Below are 20,379 nucleotides of genomic sequence, written 5' to 3' on the forward strand. Positions count from 1 at the left end.
TGCTCTTCTTGAAACCTTTTCGCGACAAACGCCGCGACAGCCGCTCGCATCAGCTCGCAAAGGGCGGGGCGGAACAGGCGCAGCGCGGGACCGGCACAGCATCGGGCAACCGCACCGAGCCGAAAGCCGCGCCGCGCGTCCTTTCCCGCCGCGACGGCGCCCTGCCCGCCGAACACCTGCCGCTGATCCTCGAAGTGGCGCCCAACGCCGACTATGCGCTGCTCGACAGCGGCGCCGGTCAAAAGCTCGAGCAGTACGGGCCCTATCGCATCGTCCGGCCCGAAGGCCAGGCGATCTGGCAAAAAGCGTTGCCGGCCAAAGACTGGGACCGCGCCGACGCCATTTTCACCGGCGACACCGACGAGGAAGGCATCGGCCGCTGGCGGTTCCCCAAGACGCCGCTAGGCGAGACCTGGCCGATGAAGCATGACGGAATCGACTATCTCGGCCGCTTCACCTCGTTTCGCCATGTCGGCGTCTTCCCAGAGCAGGCCTCGCACTGGGACCACATGGCCGGGCTGATCGCGGCGGCGAAGCGACCGGTCAAGGTGCTGAATCTGTTCGGCTATACCGGCCTTGCCTCACTGGTGGCGGCGCGCGCCGGCGCCGAGGTCACCCATGTCGATGCGTCCAAGAAGGCGATCGGCTGGGCCAGGGAGAACCAGGAGATGGCGGGCCTGTCGCAAAAGCCGATCCGCTGGATCATCGACGACGCCATGAAATTCGCCGAGCGCGAGGAGCGCCGCGGCAGCCGCTACGACATCATCCTGTTCGATCCGCCCGCCTATGGCCGTGGCCCCAAGGGCGAGGTCTGGCAATTGTTCGAGGACCTGCCTGATCTGACCGACCTCTGCCGCTCGATCCTGACGCCGAAGCCGCTTGCTGTCGTGCTGACCGCCTATTCGATCCGCGCCTCCTTCTTCGCCATCCATGCCTTGATGCGCGACACATTTGCCGGCATGGGCGGCACGGTCGAATCCGGCGAACTGATCATCCGCGAAAAATCCGCCGGCCGGGCGCTGTCTACGTCGCTGTTCTCACGCTGGGTGGCCTGAATGAGCGAGCGGCACGCCGGTGCGCCAGGGCAGGTGAAGGAAGTGACCAGCCTCGCCAATCCGTTGATCAAGGACATCAAGGCGCTCTCCCTGAAGAAATTCCGCGACCAGCAAAACGCCTTCATGGCCGAGGGGCTGAAGCTGGTCATCGACGCGCTCGACCTCGGCTGGTCGATCCGGACGCTGGTCTTCGCCAAGGCCGGACGCGGCAACGCTGCAGTCGAAAAGGTCGCGGCGCGCACGGTTGCCGCCGGCGGCACCGTGCTCGAAGTTTCGGAAAAAGTGCTCGTCGCCATCACCCGGCGCGATAACCCGCAAATGGTGGTCGGCGTCTTTTCGCAGAAATTCCTGCCGCTGAAGGACATCCGCGCTCGAGACGGCGACGTCTGGGTGGCGCTCGACCGCGTGCGCGACCCCGGCAATCTCGGCACTGTCATCCGCACCGTCGATGCCGTTGGTGCCAAGGGCATCATCCTGGTCGGCGAGACCACCGATCCTTTTTCCGTCGAGACCGTGCGCGCCACGATGGGCTCGATCTTCGCGGTGCCGGTCGCCAAGGCGACGCCGGAAACCTTCCTTGCGTGGCGAAAAGGCTTTCCTGGCCTCGTTGCCGGCACACATCTGAAGGGTGCGGTCGATTACCGCTCGGTCGACTTTTCCAAAGGCCCGGTGCTGCTGATGATGGGCAACGAGCAGCAGGGCCTGCCCGAAAGCATGGCCGAAAGCTGTGACAGATTGCTGCGGATTCCGCAGGCCGGCCGCGCCGATTCGCTCAATCTCGCGGTGGCCACCGGCATCATGCTGTTCGAGATCCGGCGCGGCGCGCTGAAACTTGCCCCGGAGGACGCCAAACCGTGACATCCCAAATGGTCAAATCCCCAACGGCAAAATCATGGTTCCCCTACGCCCTGCTGGTCGCCGCCGCGATAGCGCTCGACCAGTGGGTGAAATACCTGGTCGAGACCGGCCTCGCCTTCCAGGAAAAGGTCGATCTTGTGCCGTTCCTGGCGCTGTATCGCACCTACAACACCGGCATCGCCTTCTCGATGTTTTCGTCCTTCGGCGACACCGGCCTGGTGGTCATCGCCGCTTTCGTCGTCGCTTTCGTGCTCTATCTCGCGGCCCGCACCCCGCCCGGCCACGTGCTTACCCGCATCGGCTTTGCGCTTATCGTCGGCGGCGCGCTCGGCAATCTGTTCGACCGCGTTACCTATGGTCACGTGATCGACTACATCCTGTTCCACACCCCGGTATGGTCCTTTGCTATCTTCAACCTCGCCGACGCCTTCATCGCGGTCGGCGCGGTGGTGGTCGTCTTCGACGAACTCATCGGTTGGCGGCGCGAGGCCAAGCCCTCAAGCGATTGACCTGGCCTTCTGCCGCCATACAGTGGCCATTCGAGAAGCCCGAGGAGAAGAAGACATGTCCGAAACCTTCAAAGCCATCCTCGTTTCGCGCGACGCCGAGAAGAAACAGTCGGTCGCGGTGACTGACCTCACCGAGGCCGACCTGATGGAAGGCGATGTCACCGTCGCCGTCGAGGCGACGACGGTGAACTACAAGGACGGCCTCGCCATATCAGGCATGGCGCCGGTGATCCGCCGCTGGCCGCTGGTGCCGGGCATTGACTTCGCCGGCACCGTCGTCTCGTCTTCCCATGCCGACTGGCGCAAGGGGGACAAGGTCATATTGAACGGCTGGGGCGTCGGCGAGACGCATTTTGGCGCCTATGCCGAGCGTGCCCGTGTCAACGGCGACTGGCTGGTGCAGCTGCCTCAGGGCATGAGCCCGCATGATGCCATGGCGATCGGCACCGCCGGCTACACCGCCATGCTTTGCGTCATCGCGCTGGAACGGCACGGCATCGTGCCCGATCGCGGCCCGGTGGTGGTGACGGGCGCGGCCGGCGGCGTCGGCTCGGTCGCGGTCTCGATCCTGTCCAGCCTCGGCTATCATGTCATCGCCTCGACCGGCCGCAGCGCTGAAAGCCCCTATCTGATCGACCTGGGTGCTGCGGAAGTGATTTCGCGCGACGAGCTTGCCCAGCCTGCAAAGCCGCTCGCCAAGGAACGCTGGGCCGGCGGCGTCGATGCGGTCGGCAGTCACACGCTGGCCAACGTCCTTTCGATGACCTCCTATGGCGGCGCCGTCGCCGCCTGCGGCCTGGCAGGCGGCATGGATCTGCCGGCGAGCGTCGCCCCGTTCATCCTGCGCGGCGTTTGTCTGCTCGGCATCGATTCGGTGATGGCGCCAAAAGCGGTCCGCCTGGAGGCGTGGCGCCGCATCGGCACGGACCTCGATCTCCAGAAGCTCGCCAGCCTATCCACGACCATCGGCTTTGACGGCATCATCGACGCCGCGCACGACATCGTCGAGGGCAAGATCCGTGGCCGCGTGGTGGTGGATATGTGAGTTCTGTCGTCTGCCGTTTTGCGCGAAAGGAAGGCAAAAAAACCGCGCGACCGATAAAATTCGAACGATCGGCCGCAATTTTCCATAATCTCTGTCTGGCAAGGGTTTCCGCATGGTCACTGAATCCGGCATCAGAGAAACGGAGAGCGCCGAAAGCGTCGACGAGATCGGCCCGGAGGCGCCAAGACGGCAGCATATCGCAGCGCCGCCACTGGCGCCCGAGCTGCCCGCCGCCAATCGCGAAGGCCTGCCGTTCCTGACGCTCGTCGCCATAGTCGTGCTGGCAGGTCTGTCGCATCTGACCGGAGCGCCGGTCTTCATCACTTTCGGCCTTTTGGCGACTGGCATGGCCGGTCTCGCCGTGCATCTGCGTGCCAGGCGCAAGGAGCGTCGTACGGTTGCCCTCCTTGGCGAGACCGCAGCTCGCAGCCGCGCCGAGGTCGAGACCCTGGCCGACCGCATGTGGGAGATGCAGGAGAGCGAGGAACGCTTTCGCGGGCTGATCGACGCGCTTGGCGATCTCGTCGTCCACCGCGACCGTGACGGCCACATCGTCTATGCCAACAAGGTTTTCGCCGATCTTGTCGGAGCCGATCAGCGCGAACTTGCCGGCAGGACCCTTGCCGAACTCGGCATCGACGTCGGCATCGTTCCCGATGCCGCTTTTTCCGACCACGAATGCCTGAGTTCCACCGACGTCGCCATTCGCACGCCGGCTGGCCCGCGCTGGTTCTCATGGATCGAACTGTCCGTGCGCGACAAGGAGAACGGCGGCGCCTCGCATCGCGCCATCGCCCGCGACATCACCGCCCGTAAGCACGCCGAATCGTCGCTGATCACCGCCCGTGAGCGAGCCGAATATGCAAGCCAGGCCAAATCGCGCTTCCTCGCCACCGTCAGCCACGAGATCCGCACGCCGATGAACGGCATCATCGGCATGGCCAGGCTGCTGGCGGACACCAATCTCTCGCCCGAACAACGGACCTATGTCGGCGCCGTCTCGACCTCGGCCAGCGCACTGCTGGCGCTGATCGAGGATCTGCTCGACTATTCGAAGATCGAGGCCGGCCGCTTCGATCCCGAACCGCAGCCAATGTCGGTGCGCGAGATCGCCGACAACGTCGTCGAACTCTTGGCTGCGCGGGCCTTCGCCAAGAATATCGGCCTTGGCTGCCATGTCGAACCCGACGTGCCGCAGATGATATCAGCCGATCCGGGAAGGGTCCGGCAGGTGCTGCTCAACCTGATCGGCAACGCGATCAAGTTCACCGACAGCGGCGGCGTTTTGGTGAGCATCGCTCGTACCCGCACCGAAACCACCGACCGCATATGCTTCACCGTCGCCGACACCGGTCCCGGCCTGCACGAGGACGACATGGAGCGCATCTTCGAGGAATTCGAACAGGCTGATGGCACGTCGACCCGCGCGCATGGCGGCGCCGGGCTCGGTCTTGCCATCTCCAGGCGCCTCGTGATCGCCATGGGCGGCACGATTTCGGTATCGAGCCGGCTCAGCCAAGGCTCCGAGTTCGTCTTCGAAATCCCTGCAATATCGGCCACCGAGCCGCCGCAGACCCGCCTGAATGCGCTGTCAGGACGGCGCGCGGTGATCCTGTCGAAGAACGCCATCGAGGCCGACGCCATCGCCCGCACCATCCGTGCCAATGGCGGCATGGTCGATCTGGCCGCGACCGCCTCCCAGGCAGCGTCCTTCGCAGAAGGCTGCGACGTGCTTCTGGTCGATGCGGTCATGGAGGAGGGCGACGGCAGGTTGCTCAAACGCCTTCGCCAGAGCGGCTTTGCCGATTGCGAGGCGATCACGCTGATCGCGCCTACCGACCGCGGCATGCTGGGCGAGTTCCGCGCCAGCGGCTACGCCACCTTCCTGGCAAGGCCGGTGCGCGGCGAGACGTTGCTGCGCGTGCTTTTGACCAGCAGCGTGCCCGCCCGCACCCAGCCACAGCTGGAAAAGCCCGGCGCACCATCCGTCCGTGCCATTGGCGGCCGCAGGCAGGGGCTGTCCGTGCTGATCGCCGAGGATAACGACATCAACGCCATGCTTGCTCGTGCCACTCTGCTGAAGGCCGGGCATCGCGTGAAAGTGGTCGGCAACGGCAAGGCCGCCGTCGAGGCCGTCACTGGGACCGGTCACAAGCACCGCTTCGACGTGGTGCTGATGGACCTGCACATGCCTGTCATGGACGGGCTGGACGCCATCGCCGCCATCCGCCGGCACGAGGAGGAAACCGCCGTGCCGCCGGTTCCAATCATGGTGCTTTCGGCGGACAGCCAGGAAACGACGCGCCACGCGGTGCTTGCCCATGGCGCCAGCGGCTTCGTCACCAAGCCGCTCGACCCCGACGCGCTTGTCCATGCGATCGAGGGCCAGGTGGCCGCCTGATCCGCCGGCTGTCCTTCCTGGCTTCCCTGCGTAACATAGCCGGTTGAAGGATTACCCAGCCGACGAAGTATTGCCCGTAGCACCGTATCACGGTACTGTCACAATCCTGTTGCACCTACACCGTATCCCCGTGCCAAGAGGGATGGCTCGAAGGAGAATCACTCGTGCATACAGTTATGCCGGAACGTGACGCTCGGCCGAACGCCAGTGGTGCTTTGCTCACCGGGCGGAACGTCGATGCCGTCATAAAAGGCGAAGCGCTCGGCCGAATCGGCAATCTCGAAGTGCGGCTCGCCCGCAACGAGGCCGAGATCGCCGCCGCGCAGGAAGTGCGCTACCGGGTGTTCTATGACGAGCTTGGTGCCAGGAAGAACCTGTTCCAGGTGCAGGACCGCCGCGACGCCGACCATTTCGATCCGCTTTGTGATCATTTGCTCGTCTTCGACACCTCGCTGTCCGGTCCCGAGCATCGCCGCATTGTCGGTACCTACCGCCTGCTGCGGCAGGAAATCGCGGCAGCGGCCGGCGGCTTCTATTCCGAGGGCGAATTCGAACTGACCAATCTTATCGCCCGCCATCCCGGCCAGCGTTTCCTCGAGCTCGGCCGCTCCTGCGTCTTGCCGGAATACCGCTCGAAGCGCACCATTGAGGCGCTCTGGCAAGGTATTTGGGCCTATATCAACCATTACGGGATCGGCGTGATGACCGGTTGCGCTTCGTTCCACGGCACCGTGCCGGCGGCGCACGCCGAAGCGCTGACCTATCTCGCCCATCACTGCCGGACGAATTCGGCCTGGGACGTGCGTGCGGTCGCCGGGCGCTACTGTTCCATGGATTTGATGCCGATCGAGGCGGTCAATGCCAAGGCCGCGATCGCGGCGATGCCGCCGCTGGTCAAGGGCTATCTGCGCGTCGGCGCGCGCATCGGCGACGGCTGCGTCATTGACCGCGAATTCTCGACGGTCGACGTGTTCGTGGTGATGCCGGTCCAGGAGATCGGTGCCCGCTACGTCAATTATTATGGCGGGGAAGCCCAGCGTTTCGCCGCCTGAGTAGGGCAGTAGGGGAATAAGGCAGTAGGGGAGTAGGGGGAGCAGGCCAACGGCCGGAGTAGGCAATTGCTCTACTTTATCGTAGGTGGCGTTATTCCCTACTCCCGTACTGCCCTATTCCCCCTACTCCCCTAACTTACGCATCCTTCTCAGCTTGCTCATTCACCGGCCCTGGCTCGACCGGCGCTTCACCAGCCACATGCTTGGGACCGCCTTTGGCAACGCCGACCATGGCCGGCCGCAACACCCGCTCGCCGATCGAATAGCCTGGCTGCACGACCTGGACCACGGTGTTGGCCGGCACCTCCGGATTGGGCACCTCGAACATCGCCTGGTGGAAATTCGGGTCGAATTTCTCGCCTTCCGGCTCGAGCTTCTTCACCCCGTGCCGCTCCAGCGCCGATAGCATGGCGCGCTCGGTGATCTCGACGCCCTCGATCAGCGCCTTGATGCCGGCATCGCCCGACGCCTTGGTTTCAGCCGGGATCGCATCCAGCGCGCGGCGCAGATTGTCCGATACCGACAGCATGTCACGGGCGAAATTGGCAACCGCATAGGCACGCGCGTCGTGCACGTCACGGGCGGTACGGCGGCGCAGATTCTCCATCTCGGCCGCGACACGGAGTGCGCGGTCCTTCAGCTCGTCGTTTTCCTTCAACAGCCGCACAAGCGCCTCATAGTCGCCGTCGACGCTGCCTTCCGAGCGCTCGGCGGCGGCCTCAGCCGCTTCGATATCCTCGGGCGCGCGTTCGTCTTTTGCCTGGTCGCTCATCGCCGTTTCCCGTCTTTTCGAATGATGTGGATTTTGTGCCCGATATCGAGGTTTGGCGGCCAAAAATCAAGGGGCAAGCGATACTGGAGCGGCCGCTCGCGCTTCGACGACGCACCATGAAGACCTTTCGATATTAATTCAAATTTTACTGTAAGCGCCGGCTTTGCTTGCCAAGATGCTGCGATGGGGGAACCATTCGTCTGCTGGAAGAGTTTCGAAGCCGACACAGGATTTTGAGATGATGACCCGCAACGATGGCGACTGTAACAAGAATGGCGCCCGCAACAATGACGAAAGACGTGAAAGGCTCGCGGCCGGCATCAGGCGCCAGTTCGGCACCGAGGCAACGATGCACTTTCTGCGCGCGTTGCCGGCGTTCCGGACGGAGAACGACATTCCCGATCGTTTCAAGGAATTGCTTGACCGCCTGGACGGCATCGAAAGCAGCGTAGCCGCCGGTGGCAGACGGCGATAGACCAACACATTCGCCTGTCGTTGCGTGCCGCCGGAGTCCAAGCATGCCCTTCGACATTGCAGCACCTAGAGCATCGCGCGACAATTACGCGCAGTAACTTCGCGTGATCCCTGCCTTGCGGCGACGGAATGGTCCGTCTATGCTTCCTGATGAACATGATTTCCCCCGAAGCTGTAGCGAACAGCAAACGCGCCTGGTTGAAAATCCTGGCGCGTTACAAGAAACCTGACAGGCGGCGCAGCGCCGTCGAACTTGCCATCACCCTCATCCCCTTTGCCACGCTGTGGGCACTGTCCTCGGCTGCCTATGCCCATGGTCATTGGTGGGGTCTGATCCTGATCCTTCCGGCCGCCGGCTTTCTGGTGCGGATCTTCATGATCCAGCACGATTGCGGCCACGGTTCTTTCTTCGCCAACCGCACCGCCGACGACTGGATCGGCCGCGGGCTGGGCATCCTGACCTTGACCCCTTACGATTGCTGGCGGCGTGCCCACGCTACCCATCACGCAAGCGCCGGCAACCTCGATGAACGCGGCACGGGCGACATCACGACGCTGACTGTCGCCGAATATCGGCAAATGTCCTGGCGGGGCCGCCTTGCCTATCGTCTCTATCGCCATCCGCTCGTCATGTTCGGCCTCGGCCCCATTTGGCTTTTCATCTTTGAGCAGAGACTGCCGGTCGGCATGATGCGAGGCGGCCTCACGCCCTGGGTGTCGTCAATGGCCACCAATGTGGCCATTGCGGTCGCCGCCGCTGCCCTCGTCTGGTTCGTCGGCCTCGAAGCGTTCCTGGTTGTCCATTTGCCCATCGTCGTTCTGGCCGGTTCCGCCGGCATCTGGCTGTTCTATGTCCAGCACCAGTTCGAAGAGACCGAGTGGGCAAAGGACTCCGAATGGGAGTTCCAGCATGCGGCCCTGCACGGCTCGTCCTATTATGACCTGCCGCCGGTACTGAACTGGTTCACCGGCAATATCGGCGTCCATCACGTGCACCACCTCTCCGCCAAGGTGCCGTGCTATCGTCTGCAGGAAGTCCTGAGGGACTATCCGGAACTGCGCGAAATCGGCCGCGTCACGCTTCTCGACAGCCTGCGCTGCGTCAAGCTGGCTCTGTGGGATGAGAGCCGCAGCAAGCTGGTGTCGTTTCGCGAAGCGCGGATGACTGCGTAAACGCACCGCCGCACCACAGGTGCGGCGGTTTTCCAAGATCTGGCTCAAGCCGCCTTGCGTTCGTCGCGCATCAGGATCTCGCCGTGGCGGATCTCGGTGCCGAGCACCTTCAGGCATTCGCGCATGAAGGCGGCGAGGCCCGGCCAACCCTTGGCCGATACCAGATTGCCGTCGACATGGGCGCCGGTCGGCGCGACATCGATGTAGGTGCCGCCGGCGAGCGTGACTTCCGGCTCGCAATACTGCAGCGCCGCGACTTCCCTGCCGCGCAGCACGCCGTCGACTGCCATCAGGATCTGCGCGCCATGGCAGATGGTGAAGATCGGCTTGCCGGTCTCATGGAAATGCCGCACCAGCGCCTGCACGCGCTTGTCGATACGGATATATTCCGGGCCGCGCCCGCCTGCCGCATAGACGGCGTCGTATTCGGCCGGATTCACCTCGGCAAAGCTCTTGTTGAGGATGTAGTCGTGGCCGAGCTTTTCCGTATAGGTCTGGTGACCCTCGAAGTCGTGAAGCGACGTCTTCAGGATATCGCCCGCCTTCTTGTCGGGACACACGACATGGACCGTGTGGCCGACCGCATGCATGGCCTGTTCAAAGACGAAAATCTCGTATTCCTCGCTGAACTCGCCAACGAGCATCAATATCTTCTTACCAGCCATTCCCGGTTCCTCCCTTGGTGGCGATATTTATTTCGGATCGCGAAATAATAGGCCCTATCTTAAGGTGCGGACGCCGAAAACAAAAGATTAAATGTGCAAAGTGGTCCGACCAGATGCGACCTGCTCCGTGGGGAAGATCAGCCGGCGCGCACCCGCCGCCAGGAATATTTGGGGCCTTTGGCCTCCGGCTTCACGGCCGGCTGGTAGGAGAGCGGCAGACCGCCGGTGCGGCCTTCCTCGAGCCGTTTCAGCAACACTGGATTTGATACTTCGAACTCGTCGAAGCCGAGGCGCAGCATATGCGGAAGCTGGTCGACCAGAACCTGTCCCGTGGCGCGGACCGCGCCCTCGAAACGGTAGCGGCTGCGCAGCAGTTCGCCCTTGGAGAAGGACCGGCCGTCACTGAAAGCCGGGAAGGCCAGCGCCACCAGCGATATCTGGTCGAGCAGGTCCGCGATCTTTTCGAGCTGATCGCCGGGCTGAAGCAGCACGCCGAGGCGCTCCTTCGCCGACCGGCGCACCGCCGGATCGAGGTCGAGAAATGCCTGCAGCGGCAGGATGAAGCGGCCATTGCCGGAGAGTGCGTCGGCACTCTCGGCATGGCTCCACTCGTCCTCGCTAAAACCAGTCGGGGTCCAGAGGCGGGTAACAGTCTCTGGCGTCAGTTCGGTCATCGAAAATTCCTAAAGCTCAAAAAAGATCCTAAAGCGATGCGTCGGTCAGCGACTTCTCCAGCCCCGACAAATGGATGCCGCACTCGGTCTTGGCGTGCCCTGCCCAGCGGCCGCTGCGCGCGTCATCGCCCGGCTGCACCGGCTGCGTGCACGGGAAGCAGCCTATCGACAGATAGCCATAGGCGACCAGCGGATTCTCACGCAGCGCATGCGCGCGCATATAGTTGGCCTGGTCGGCGGTCGTCCAATGCGCCAGCGGATTGATGCGGATGCGCGAGCCGACCGCCTCGAACACCGGAAGGGACGCCCGCGTCGTCGCCTGAAAACGCTTGCGGCCGGTGAACCAGGCGCGGAACGGCTCGACGCCGCGCGCCAATGGCTCAACCTTGCGAACACCGCAGCAGGCGTCGGTGTCGGTCTCGTTCAGATTGCCGGTCGGATCGATCCGTTCGAGTGCCGCTTCTTCGGGCGTGATCACCCGGATGTCGGTCAGCCCGAAATCGGCAACGAGCGCGTCGCGATAGCCGAGCGTCTCCTCGAAATGCTTGCCGGTGTCGAGGAAGATCACCGGCAGCGTCCGGTCGATCTTGGCGATCATGTGCAGCAGCACTGCCGAATCCGCGCCGAACGACGAAACCGCGGCGATTTCACCGTGAAAGAATTCCTGGGCCGACCGCTCGATGATCTCCAGCGGCTTCAGATGACCATAGAGCGCATCGAGCCCCGCCGCTTCGGCGGCGATACCGGCCTCGACGTCGACGATACGATCAAGCGGCCTTGGCTTCGCCAGCATAGAGCGCCTCCTTGAACGGCGCGGGACCGACACGGCGGTAGGCGTCGATGAATTTTTCGTTTCTGTCCAGTCGAAGCCCGAGATAGGTCTCGACGATCTGTTCGATGGCGTCGGTGATCTCTGCCGAGCTGAAGCCGCGGCCGATGATCTCACCGACCGAGGTGTTCTCGTCGGCCGAGCCGCCGAGCGTGACCTGATAGAGTTCGGCGCCCTTCTTTTCGACGCCGAGGATGCCGATATGGCCGACATGGTGATGGCCGCAGGCGTTGATGCAGCCGGAAATCTTCAGCTTCAATTCGCCGATCTCGCGCTGCCGCTCGAGCGAAGCGAAACGAAGCGAGATTTCCTGCGCCACCGGAATGGAACGCGCCGTGGCCAGCGCGCAATAATCGAGGCCAGGGCACGAGATGATGTCTGATATCAGGTTGGAGTTGGCCGTCGCCAGTCCGATGTCGACCAGTGCGTCATAGACCGCCTTGAGGTCGGCGCGCGCGACATGCGGCAGGATCAGGTTCTGCTCATGGCTGACGCGCAACTCGTCGAAGGCATATTTTTCGGCAAGGTCGGCGACCGCTTCCATCTGGCTGTCGGAGGCGTCGCCCGGCGCTTCGCCGATGCCCTTGAGCGAAATCGTCACGGCGGCATAATCGGGATGACGGTGGGTCACCACGTTCTGGTCGAGCCATTCCGAAAAGCTCTTCGAATCGAGGCGGGCAAGCTTGACCGCCTCGTCGCCTTCCGGCCGGTCGGTCAAAGCCGGCGGCGCGAAATAAGCATCGATGGCGCGGATATCGGCTTCCGGCAGCTTTAGATCCGCATCCTTCAGCTCCTGCCATTCGGCCTCGACCTGGCGGGTGATCTCCTCTACGCCGGTCTCGTGGACGAGGATCTTGATGCGCGCCTTGTATTTGTTGTCGCGGCGGCCGTAGAGGTTGTAAACGCGCAGGATCGCCGTGCAGTAGGACAGAAGGTCGGCCTCGGGCAGGAAGTCGCGGATCTTCTTGGCGATCATCGGCGTACGGCCCTGACCGCCGCCGACATAGACGGCGAAACCGAGTTCGCCGGCCGCGTTCTTCTTCAAATGCAGGCCGATGTCATGCGTCTGGATGGCGGCGCGGTCGCGCTCGGCGCCGGTCACCGCGATCTTGAATTTTCTCGGCAGGAACGAGAACTCCGGATGCACGGACGACCATTGGCGCAGGATTTCCGCATAGGGACGCGGATCGGCCACCTCGTCGGCGGCGGCACCGGCAAAGTGGTCGGCGGTGACGTTGCGGATGCAGTTGCCGCTGGTCTGGATGGCGTGCATCTCGACGCTCGCCAGATCGGCCAGGATCGCCGGAATGTCCGACAGCGCCGGCCAGTTGAACTGGATGTTCTGGCGGGTCGTGAAGTGGCCGTAGCCCTTGTCGTATTTGCGGGCGATGTGGCCGAGCATGCGCAGCTGCTTGCTGTTCAGCGTGCCGTAAGGCACCGCGATGCGCAGCATGTAGGCGTGCAACTGCAGGTAGACGCCGTTCATCAGCCGCAGCGGCCGGAACTGATCCTCGGTGATCTCGCCGGCAAGCCGCCGCGTGACCTGATCGCTGAACTCGGCAACGCGGGCCTGGACGAAATAGTAATCGAACTCATCGTAACGGTACATGTCTGGTCTTTCCGGGCGCGTCCGCCCGTTTCATCAAATTTGTCGTTTACGCCGCCCGGGCGGCTACCGGGCGGGCCTGCTTGCCCAGGTCGTTGCGATTGGTCGGGCCGGCGGCGCGGATCTTTTCACGCAGCCGCACCGGCTCGACCACACCATTGGCGACGGCCACGTCGATCAGATTGACGTCGACCACTTCGTTGTTGGCGTAGGCCATGGCGCCGATTGCCTCTAGCCGGTCTTCAGCCACCTTGTCATGGGCGACGTCGGCATGGTCGATGGTCTCGGCCCAGCCGCCATTGGCGTACCAGACGGCTTCGCCGTTGGTCAGGCGGTTTGCGGTCAGAACTTTCATCGTTCAGCTCCTTCGGCGGCTGTTTGGGCCGCGCCTTCATGCCTGTGTGCCGCGAGCGGCTCGGAACGTTCAAAGTTGGCGCCGGCAACCGCATCGCCGATGATCGTCATGACCGGGCCGGTAAGGTCGGCGCGGACCTCCAGCGACGGCAGGTCGGCGAGCGTGCCGTGGAACCGGCGGCGGTTGGCAAGGCTGGCATTCTCGACCACGGCGACCGCCGTATCCGGTGATAGGCCGGCCTCGATCAGCCCGCCGGCAACTTCGGCCGCGACCGAGCGGCCCATATAGACGGCGACCGTGGCGCCGGAAATGGCGAGCTTGGCCCAGTCGGGCAGCGAATTTCCCTTGAGGTCGTGGCCGGTGGTGAACACCATCGACGACGACACGCCGCGCAGCGTCAGCGGCAGCTCGAAATCGGCGGCGGCGGCGAAGGCCGCGGTGACGCCCGGAACCACCTCATAGGCGACGCCGGCATCGCGCAGCGCTGCCATTTCCTCGCCCGCCCGCCCGAACACCAGCGGATCACCGGATTTCAGCCGCACGACGCGCTTGCCGTCATGGCCGAGCTCAATCAGCAGCGCGTTGATCTCGGCCTGGCTCTTGGTGTGGCAGCCCTTGCGTTTGCCCACCGGCAGACGCTCGGCGTCGCGACGGCCCATGGCGACGATCGCCTCCGGCACCAGCGCATCATGGACGATGACATCGGCTTCCATCAGCAGGCGGTGGGCGCGCAGCGTCAGCAGGTCTTCGGCGCCGGGACCCGCGCCAACCAGGGCAATGTGACCCGGTGCCGGCGCGTTCGAAAGCAACAGGTCGACGGCGGCGTCATGCGCCTGCGAAAGCTGGCCGGCGTCCATGGCACGGGCCGGTGCGCCGCCGAAAAAGTCGCTCCAGAAGCGCCGGCGGGCATTGCCTTTCGGCAGCAATCTCTCAGCGGTGCCGCGCAACGAGGCAGCAAGCGAAGCAAGCGGCCCGAGCGACGGCGACAGCATGCGGTCGATGCGGCTGCGCAGCATCTGGGCAAGCACCGGGCCCGCCCCTTCCGTGCCGATGGCGATGGCGACCGGCGCGCGGTTGACCAGCGCCGGAGTGAAGAAATCGCACAGCTCCGGCCGGTCGACGGCATTGACCGGAATGCCCAGCCGGCGCGCATCCTCGGCAACACGGCGGTCGAGCGCCTCATTGCCGCTGGCGGCAAACACCATCACCGCGCCTTCGAGATGCGCGGCATCATAGGGGGCAGCGATGTGGATGGCGCCGTTCGCGGCGATGAAGGCCAGCAACTCGGCCTCGGCGGCATCGGCTATGATGCGCAGCACGGCGCTCGACTGGCCGATCAGTCGCGCCTTGGCCAGAGCCTCCTCGCCGCCGCCGACGATGGCCACGGCTTCGCCCTCGACCCGCATGAAGACGGGAAAGGCGTTGAGCTTGGTTATGGCCTGCGGCATGGCGAGTGGAATCCTGAATACGCTGTCAGTTCTACGCGCGGGAGCGGAAAAGCAGAAGGAAAGCACTCGCGCATCGCTTCGTGCGAAGCAATCGCTTTTCCGCAAGCACCAAAGGCAGGAGAAAAAAATTCCACACCCACGAGTGGAGCGGATCCAAGCCGCTGTTGCGCGCCTTGATCTGCCGCCGTTCTAGCGGCAAGCGAGGTGTATCACAAAACACTTTCTTCTAAATTCTACCAATCTAGTAGATTAAAGTCACCAAGCGCCGAACACGCTTATCAACCGCCTGCCAGCACGATCAACTCGCCCACCATCGACGGCTGATGAGTCCCACACCGAAATTCAAACACACCCGTCTTATCGGCGGTGAAGGTTACGGTGGTGAGCTGGCCGCGCTTGACAGTGAAGCTGACATCGTAGCCGTCGATCACCCCCGGATGCTCCGCGCCATTGACACCCAGGATTTCGAGCGTGACTTCGTCGCCCTGGTTCACGATGATCTGATTGGGCTCCCAGCGGTAGGCCGATACCTCCCACCGACCCTCGGCGTTGGGCGCTTCGAGCTCGTAGCCCTTACCTTCTGGTAGGCCCGCGGTCGGGAACGGCTCCTTGTCGACGGTCGTCCCGCCCTTGGCCTCGACCGCGACCATGGTGATGGTGCGTTTCGCCGCCTGCGCGAGATCGGCCGACGCCGCCGCGCTCAGCGCCACACCTAACGAAAGCAGCGTCGCGGTTGTGCTAGACTTAAACATTTGGACCTCCCTTGATGTTGTTATCCACTGTGAAACGCGCGCTGCCACCGCCACCGGCCGAAAAGGCGGGAGCGATCACAAGGCGCGCATCGACAAGCAAGGATCAATCGTGCTTGCATGGGGATCACCTCAAACGGGTGTATCGCCATATCAACGATTCCAAACGCCGGATTCTTCCAGCCTTAAGACGCAGCCCGTCAAGCAGGCTGCCCCTGTGGCGAGTGAGTGCTCCACTGCCACCGTCTCGGGCACGAAGACTGCTACATGATAGCCCGCTTCGATGTCGTGGCCGAACACCGTCATCCTTGGCTGGTTGGTTGGCTCGCTCGCTGTTCTTGTCGTCACCGGAACATTCCTGCCTCGGCGCGCGTTTGCCCCTGCGAATCCGAGCCTGGCTGCTCAGCTGCCGCAATGGCTCCAGAGACGGGCCTGAAAAACCATGAAAAACAGGAAAAAGGAGCGCTCCGTGAACAACCTCAAACTGAAACGCGGACTGTGGATCGTGGTGGCCGACGGCGAGAAGGCGCTGTTCCTCGAGAACCGTGGCGACACCCAATATCCCGACCTTCAGGTCGTGCAGGAGATGGAACAGGCAAATCCGGCGACGCGAGAGCAAGGTTCGGACCGCCCCGGCCGCTACAGCGACGGCCCTTCCGTCCACAGAAGCGCAGTCGAGGACACCGACTGGCACCGTCTCGGTAAGGAGCGTTTTGCCGACGAAATTGCCGAGCGGCTGTACAAGCTCGCGCATCGCGGCGCCTTCAAGGAGATGGTGCTGATCGCACCGCCGCAGGTGCTGGGCGACATGCGTCGAAAACTCCACAAGGAAGTCGCCGAGAAAATCACAGTGGAAATTCCGAAGACGTTGACCAACCACACCATCGTCGACATCGAAAACCTGCTGCAGGCGGCCTGATCGCGGGCATCAGGCGCACCAGCCGTTTCTCTTTTGCAGCAACCATTGCCAGCCCCGAGGCGGCTCGCCTTCTGTCATCCCTGTCGTCGGATCGTGCTGCGCGCCCGCGCCGCCAACCCGAAGATCAACGTCATTGCCCGCGCCCATTCCGATGCCGAGGTCGAGCATCTCAAGGGGCTCGGAGCCGACACCGTCATCATGGGTGAACGCGAGATCGCGCGGGGGATTGTGGAAGAGGTGATGGAAGGCAAGGCAGAGGGGGCAGAGGGGGCAGAGGGGGCCGAAGAGCCGAAAGCACCGATTACTTAGCCCTCGGTCGCCGGCGTTCGCTCACACGTGCTGGCCGCCATTGATGTGGATTTCCGAGCCCGTCACATAGGAGGCCTGCTGCGAGCACAGGAAGAAGATGATGTCGGCGACTTCGGCCGTGGTTCCCAGCCGCCGCAGCGGAATCGTCTCGACGATCTTTTCCGTGCCGGGCGACAGGATCGCCGTGTCGATCTCGCCGGGTGCGATGGCGTTGACGCGGATGCCGTGCGGGCCGAAATCATGCGCCATTTCGCGCGTCAGCGAGCCGAGCGCGGCCTTCGACGTCGCATAGGCGGTGCCGGCGAAGGGGTGCACCCGGGTGCCGGCGATCGAGGTGACGTTGACGATCGAGCCTTTGGCCGACGCCAACTCCCTAAACAATCCCCGCGCCAGCATGATCGGTGCGAAGAAATTGACCTGGAACACGTCGCGCCAGACATGCATCGGCGTGTCGATCGAATTCATGCGGCTGTTGCCGTCCTTGAGCTTCGGCGAGATGCCGGCATTGTTGACCAGCGCATGAAGCTGGCCGCCATGCGCTTCCAGCCGATGGCGGATTTCCGAGATCGCGATGCCGACATCCTCCTGGTCGGCCAGATCGACCTTGATGTGGTCTTCCGGACCGGCCGGCCACGGGCAGTCCTCGGCAAAGGCCTGGCGCGAGCAGGTGATAACGCGCCAGCCTTCGCGCGAAAAGCGCTTGACCGTGGCATGGCCGATGCCGCGGCTGGCGCCGGTCAGCACGATGGTCTTCCTGGTGTCGGTCTCGGCCATTCGCGATCTCTCTAATGCATGTCGCGCAAAAGTGTGCAGCGGTTTTGCGATAACGACATGCGTAAATCAACAACCTAAAGCGCGTCGCACGAGGCCGGTCAAACGCGACGCGATTTTAGGGCGACGTGCGTCCCTTTGGACGCACAAAGTACGCTCTAGCACTTTTAACCCGGAGATGTAGCGGAACACGGCAGCGATGACGAGGGGGGTCAGCCGCCGGTGAGGATGTCGAGGATCGAGGTCTGCCGCTTCTTGACCGGGCCGCCGACATCGCCGGGCGGCACCGGGCGCTTGACCGATGCGGTGGTGCCGCCACCGCCCGGCATGCCGAAGCCGCCAGCATCGACCGTTTCGGCTGGACGCACGGCGCGAGGCGATGACGCTTTTTGGGCGGACGGCGCGGATTGGCTGACCGAAGCGGACGGCACCGGCGCCGGTTGCGGCGTGTTGGACGGTATTTCGTCCTGCACGATCGTATCCGCAGGCGTCGACCTCCATGTTCCAGGCAGCGGCCGCACCGGCACGCCTTCATGCGCGGCGACCATGAATTCATGCCAGGCCTGCGCCGGCAGCGCGCCGCCGGTGACCTTCTTCATCGGACTGCCATCGTCATTGCCGAACCAGACGCCGGTGGTGAGATTGGCGGTATAGCCGATGAACCAGGCGTCGCGCGAATTCTGGCTGGTGCCGGTCTTGCCGGCGGCCGGCCAGGCAAAGGCCGCCTTCCTGGCAGTGCCGATTTCGACAGTGCCGGTCATCATCGAGTTCATCATACCGACGATCTCGGGCTTGACGACGCGCGGGGCGCCGCCGCCATTGTTGTCGTAGAGCACCTTGCCGCCGGCTGTCGTCACGCGGCGGATAAAATGGACGTCCGGCCGGTGGCCGCCATTGGCGAAGGGGACATAGGCCGACGTCAATTCAAGCGGCGTCACTTCAGAGGTGCCGAGCGCGATCGAGGTGTTGGCCGTGAGGTCGGACTGGATGCCCATGCGATGCGCCGCCTCGACGACGGCGTCAGGTCCGACTTCCATCGTCAGCTGGGCGGCCACCGAGTTCAGCGATTTAGCTAGCGCCGTCGCCAGCGTCACCTTGCCGAAATACTTGCCGCCGTAATTGGTTGGCGTCCATTTGCCTATTCTGATCGGCGCGTCATTGCGCACGCTGTCGGGCGTACGGCCGGCCTCCAGCGCCGCCATGTAAACGAACGGTTTAAACGCCGAGCCCGGTTGGCGGCGCGCCTCCGAGGCGCGGTCGAACTGGCTGGTCGAATAATCATAGCCGCCGACCATGGCACGTACCGCGCCGGAATTGTCTATCGACACCAGCACGCCCTGGCTGGCATTGAGCTTTTTGCCGCTCCCGTCGATCAGTCGGCGGATCGATTGTTCGGCGAGCTTCTGCAGCGTGAGGTCGACGGTGGTGTCGACGATGATGTCGCCGCGCACGTCGCCGATCAGGTCGGGCAGTTCTTCCACGATGGTGTCGGCGACATAGTTTTCCGAGCCCGTCCAGTAGGATGCCACCCGCGACGCCGGCGCGGTCATCGCCGTGGTCAGTTCCTTGGCGCTGATCTTGCCTTCGTCGCGCATGGCGGCGAGAACGAGCTGCGCGCGCTGCTCGGCCGCCTTCGGGTCACGCGCCGGAGACAGTCGCGAGGGCGCCTTCAACAGGCCAGCGAGGAGTGCGGCTTCGGGCAGCGTGACATCGCGCGCGCTCTTGCCGAAATAGCGGCGCGAGGCCGCTTCGACACCATAGGCGCCGGAGCCGAAATAGACCCGGTTGAGGTACATTTCGAGGATCTGGTCCTTGGTGTGCTTGTGCTCGAGCCACAGCGCCAGAAGCACTTCCTGCACCTTGCGTTCCAGCGTGCGATCGGGCGTCAGGAACAGGTTTTTCGCCAATTGCTGCGTCAGCGTCGAGCCGCCCTGCGAAAAACGCCCGCCGAGAACGTTGGCCACCATGGCTCTGGACAGACCGATCGGGTCGATGCCCAAATGCGAATAGAAGCGGCGATCTTCGATGGCGATGACGGCCTCGGGAATATAGGCCGACATTTCATGCAGGCCGACGGCTTCGCCGCCGCTCATGCCGCGATTGGCAAGCAGCTTTCCGTCGACGGAGACGATCCTGATATTGGGTGCGCGGTCGGGAATGGCCCAGGTGGTGGCCGCCGGCATTTTCGCACCGTAATAGACAACGATGCCGGCGGTGGCGATGCCGCCCCAGATGGCCAGAACGAAGCACCAGTAGGCCAACCGGCCGAGCACGCCGAACAGGCCGCGCCGGCTTTTGCCGCGTCCTCGACGCGACGATTTTGTCTTGGCCGATTGGCGCTTTGCAGAGGTCTTGCGGTTGCTCGGCACGACGCGATCCTCCTCGCTCACCGAAAAACCGGCCGAGGATTTCGCCCGTGGCGGTCCCTCGAAGCTCGGTTCGATGCGGCTGTCTCTGCGGTTCGCCATGCGCTGTGCTGTCTGTCCCGATGCCTATCGCATCGGCCCGAAACTCGCAATTTTCGGGCCGATGCGAAGCTTCAAAGTCGTAGAGCGCACTCTGTGCGTCCGAACGGACGCACGTCGCTCCATGGCGTTCGGGGTGAAGAGTAGATGCGGCGATTTAAGGGCGGGTTAAATGGTTCAAAGTTAATTCAATGCGTTACGGCACGTCACCGCTCCGTTCCTTGCTCCTGGCGGTCGGCAACAATGACGT

General features: G+C 63.6%; 19 protein-coding genes and 1 pseudogene. 10 read left to right on the plus strand and 10 right to left on the minus strand.

The features are described 5' to 3' along the window. The first annotated feature begins 8 nt into the window (after positions 1–8). From AC0L3I_RS14600 to olsB, 6 genes are all read left to right on the plus strand, one after another. On the plus strand, positions 9–1,055 hold the full coding sequence (locus tag AC0L3I_RS14600) for an RsmD family RNA methyltransferase (RefSeq protein ID WP_473488046.1): 1,047 nt from the start codon (positions 9–11) through the stop codon (positions 1,053–1,055). Beyond that, entirely contained in the window at positions 1,056–1,913 is an 858-nt protein-coding gene (locus tag AC0L3I_RS14605) for a TrmH family RNA methyltransferase (protein WP_123151729.1), read from the plus strand. It abuts the gene before it with no gap. 8 nt (positions 1,914–1,921) lie between these two features. After that, positions 1,922–2,422 (plus strand): signal peptidase II, encoded by a 501-nt coding sequence (lspA, locus tag AC0L3I_RS14610; RefSeq protein WP_095496863.1) that lies wholly within the window; start codon positions 1,922–1,924, stop codon positions 2,420–2,422. A gap of 55 nt (positions 2,423–2,477) precedes the next feature. Then, positions 2,478–3,467 (plus strand): acrylyl-CoA reductase (NADPH), encoded by a 990-nt coding sequence (gene acuI / locus AC0L3I_RS14615; protein WP_473488047.1) that lies wholly within the window; start codon positions 2,478–2,480, stop codon positions 3,465–3,467. 112 nt (positions 3,468–3,579) lie between these two features. Beyond that, positions 3,580–5,868 (plus strand): hybrid sensor histidine kinase/response regulator, encoded by a 2,289-nt coding sequence (locus tag AC0L3I_RS14620; protein WP_473527324.1) that lies wholly within the window; start codon positions 3,580–3,582, stop codon positions 5,866–5,868. Positions 5,869–6,044: 176 nt separating this feature from the next. Next, on the plus strand, positions 6,045–6,920 hold the full coding sequence (olsB, locus tag AC0L3I_RS14625) for a l-ornithine N(alpha)-acyltransferase (RefSeq protein WP_165848842.1): 876 nt from the start codon (positions 6,045–6,047) through the stop codon (positions 6,918–6,920). A 136-nt stretch (positions 6,921–7,056) separates the two neighbouring features. Here the strand turns inward: olsB and grpE are convergent, their stop codons facing one another. Then, entirely contained in the window at positions 7,057–7,692 is a 636-nt protein-coding gene (grpE, locus tag AC0L3I_RS14630; RefSeq protein ID WP_473527325.1) for a nucleotide exchange factor GrpE, read from the minus strand. A gap of 238 nt (positions 7,693–7,930) precedes the next feature. Here grpE and AC0L3I_RS14635 point away from each other — a divergent pair, with 238 nt between their 5' ends. Together AC0L3I_RS14635 and AC0L3I_RS14640 are read left to right on the plus strand one after the other, a co-directional pair. Continuing rightward, positions 7,931–8,167, plus strand: coding sequence for a hypothetical protein (locus tag AC0L3I_RS14635; protein ID WP_244603111.1), 237 nt, complete (start codon positions 7,931–7,933; stop codon positions 8,165–8,167). A gap of 149 nt (positions 8,168–8,316) precedes the next feature. Further along, complete coding sequence (locus AC0L3I_RS14640) at positions 8,317–9,339, plus strand: fatty acid desaturase (RefSeq protein ID WP_123151723.1); 1,023 nt, start codon at positions 8,317–8,319, stop codon at positions 9,337–9,339. Between the two features lie 44 nt (positions 9,340–9,383). On the opposite strand, the gene AC0L3I_RS14645 is transcribed toward AC0L3I_RS14640, so the two are convergent. The 7 genes from AC0L3I_RS14645 to AC0L3I_RS14675 all read right to left on the minus strand — a co-directional run bounded on the left by AC0L3I_RS14645 (position 9,384) and on the right by AC0L3I_RS14675 (position 15,668). After that, positions 9,384–10,004 carry a DJ-1/PfpI family protein gene (locus AC0L3I_RS14645; RefSeq protein WP_123151722.1) on the minus strand — a complete coding sequence of 207 codons (621 nt, stop codon included), beginning with the start codon at positions 10,002–10,004 and terminating at the stop codon, positions 9,384–9,386. Positions 10,005–10,141: 137 nt separating this feature from the next. Further along, positions 10,142–10,678 (minus strand): DUF934 domain-containing protein, encoded by a 537-nt coding sequence (locus AC0L3I_RS14650; protein ID WP_473487879.1) that lies wholly within the window; start codon positions 10,676–10,678, stop codon positions 10,142–10,144. A gap of 28 nt (positions 10,679–10,706) precedes the next feature. Next, complete coding sequence (locus AC0L3I_RS14655; protein WP_095496871.1) at positions 10,707–11,471, minus strand: phosphoadenylyl-sulfate reductase; 765 nt, start codon at positions 11,469–11,471, stop codon at positions 10,707–10,709. Further along, the gene (locus AC0L3I_RS14660; protein ID WP_473527326.1) at positions 11,446–13,116 is read right to left on the minus strand and encodes a nitrite/sulfite reductase; all 1,671 of its coding nucleotides are present in this window, start codon (positions 13,114–13,116) and stop codon (positions 11,446–11,448) included. The genes AC0L3I_RS14655 and AC0L3I_RS14660 overlap by 26 nt, the downstream gene beginning before the upstream one ends. A gap of 46 nt (positions 13,117–13,162) precedes the next feature. After that, on the minus strand, positions 13,163–13,468 hold the full coding sequence (locus tag AC0L3I_RS14665) for a DUF2849 domain-containing protein (protein ID WP_473527327.1): 306 nt from the start codon (positions 13,466–13,468) through the stop codon (positions 13,163–13,165). After that, on the minus strand, positions 13,465–14,916 hold the full coding sequence (gene cysG, locus AC0L3I_RS14670; protein ID WP_473527328.1) for a siroheme synthase CysG: 1,452 nt from the start codon (positions 14,914–14,916) through the stop codon (positions 13,465–13,467). The genes AC0L3I_RS14665 and cysG overlap by 4 nt, the downstream gene beginning before the upstream one ends. Before the next feature lie 278 nt (positions 14,917–15,194). Further along, positions 15,195–15,668 (minus strand): cupredoxin domain-containing protein, encoded by a 474-nt coding sequence (locus AC0L3I_RS14675; RefSeq protein WP_123151718.1) that lies wholly within the window; start codon positions 15,666–15,668, stop codon positions 15,195–15,197. Between the two features lie 466 nt (positions 15,669–16,134). On the opposite strand from AC0L3I_RS14675, the gene AC0L3I_RS14680 reads away from it, so the two are divergent. Next, positions 16,135–16,584, plus strand: coding sequence for a baeRF12 domain-containing protein (locus AC0L3I_RS14680; protein WP_095488474.1), 450 nt, complete (start codon positions 16,135–16,137; stop codon positions 16,582–16,584). An 87-nt stretch (positions 16,585–16,671) separates the two neighbouring features. Continuing rightward, positions 16,672–16,893: pseudogene (locus AC0L3I_RS14685) on the plus strand (NAD-binding protein); the annotation flags it as partial. Positions 16,894–16,914: 21 nt separating this feature from the next. On the opposite strand, the gene AC0L3I_RS14690 reads toward AC0L3I_RS14685, so the two are convergent. Both AC0L3I_RS14690 and AC0L3I_RS14695 read right to left on the minus strand, forming a co-directional pair. Continuing rightward, positions 16,915–17,667, minus strand: a complete 753-nt coding sequence (locus AC0L3I_RS14690; protein ID WP_027153080.1) for an SDR family NAD(P)-dependent oxidoreductase — start codon at positions 17,665–17,667, stop codon at positions 16,915–16,917. 209 nt (positions 17,668–17,876) lie between these two features. Further along, positions 17,877–20,132, minus strand: a complete 2,256-nt coding sequence (locus AC0L3I_RS14695; protein ID WP_473527329.1) for a transglycosylase domain-containing protein — start codon at positions 20,130–20,132, stop codon at positions 17,877–17,879. Between the last annotated feature and the right edge of the window lie 247 nt (positions 20,133–20,379).

The organism is Mesorhizobium sp. WSM4840 (assembly GCF_055811755.1).

Bases quoted from the DNA above. Each gene is read 5' to 3' on its own strand.
- AC0L3I_RS14655 (WP_095496871.1), bottom strand. From the start codon at position 11,471: ATGCTGGCGAAGCCAAGGCCGCTTGATCGTATCGTCGACGTCGAGGCC.
- grpE (WP_473527325.1), bottom strand. From the start codon at position 7,692: ATGAGCGACCAGGCAAAAGACGAACGCGCGCCCGAGGATATCGAAGCG.
- AC0L3I_RS14665 (WP_473527327.1), bottom strand. From the start codon at position 13,468: ATGAAAGTTCTGACCGCAAACCGCCTGACCAACGGCGAAGCCGTCTGG.
- cysG (WP_473527328.1), bottom strand. From the start codon at position 14,916: ATGCCGCAGGCCATAACCAAGCTCAACGCCTTTCCCGTCTTCATGCGG.
- AC0L3I_RS14690 (WP_027153080.1), bottom strand. From the start codon at position 17,667: ATGGCCGAGACCGACACCAGGAAGACCATCGTGCTGACCGGCGCCAGC.
- AC0L3I_RS14605 (WP_123151729.1), top strand. From the start codon at position 1,056: ATGAGCGAGCGGCACGCCGGTGCGCCAGGGCAGGTGAAGGAAGTGACC.
- AC0L3I_RS14645 (WP_123151722.1), bottom strand. From the start codon at position 10,004: ATGGCTGGTAAGAAGATATTGATGCTCGTTGGCGAGTTCAGCGAGGAA.
- lspA (WP_095496863.1), top strand. From the start codon at position 1,922: ATGGTCAAATCCCCAACGGCAAAATCATGGTTCCCCTACGCCCTGCTG.
- acuI (WP_473488047.1), top strand. From the start codon at position 2,478: ATGTCCGAAACCTTCAAAGCCATCCTCGTTTCGCGCGACGCCGAGAAG.
- AC0L3I_RS14675 (WP_123151718.1), bottom strand. From the start codon at position 15,668: ATGTTTAAGTCTAGCACAACCGCGACGCTGCTTTCGTTAGGTGTGGCG.
- AC0L3I_RS14695 (WP_473527329.1), bottom strand. From the start codon at position 20,132: ATGGCGAACCGCAGAGACAGCCGCATCGAACCGAGCTTCGAGGGACCG.
- olsB (WP_165848842.1), top strand. From the start codon at position 6,045: ATGCCGGAACGTGACGCTCGGCCGAACGCCAGTGGTGCTTTGCTCACC.
- AC0L3I_RS14660 (WP_473527326.1), bottom strand. From the start codon at position 13,116: ATGTACCGTTACGATGAGTTCGATTACTATTTCGTCCAGGCCCGCGTT.
- AC0L3I_RS14620 (WP_473527324.1), top strand. From the start codon at position 3,580: ATGGTCACTGAATCCGGCATCAGAGAAACGGAGAGCGCCGAAAGCGTC.
- AC0L3I_RS14650 (WP_473487879.1), bottom strand. From the start codon at position 10,678: ATGACCGAACTGACGCCAGAGACTGTTACCCGCCTCTGGACCCCGACT.
- AC0L3I_RS14640 (WP_123151723.1), top strand. From the start codon at position 8,317: ATGAACATGATTTCCCCCGAAGCTGTAGCGAACAGCAAACGCGCCTGG.
- AC0L3I_RS14635 (WP_244603111.1), top strand. From the start codon at position 7,931: ATGATGACCCGCAACGATGGCGACTGTAACAAGAATGGCGCCCGCAAC.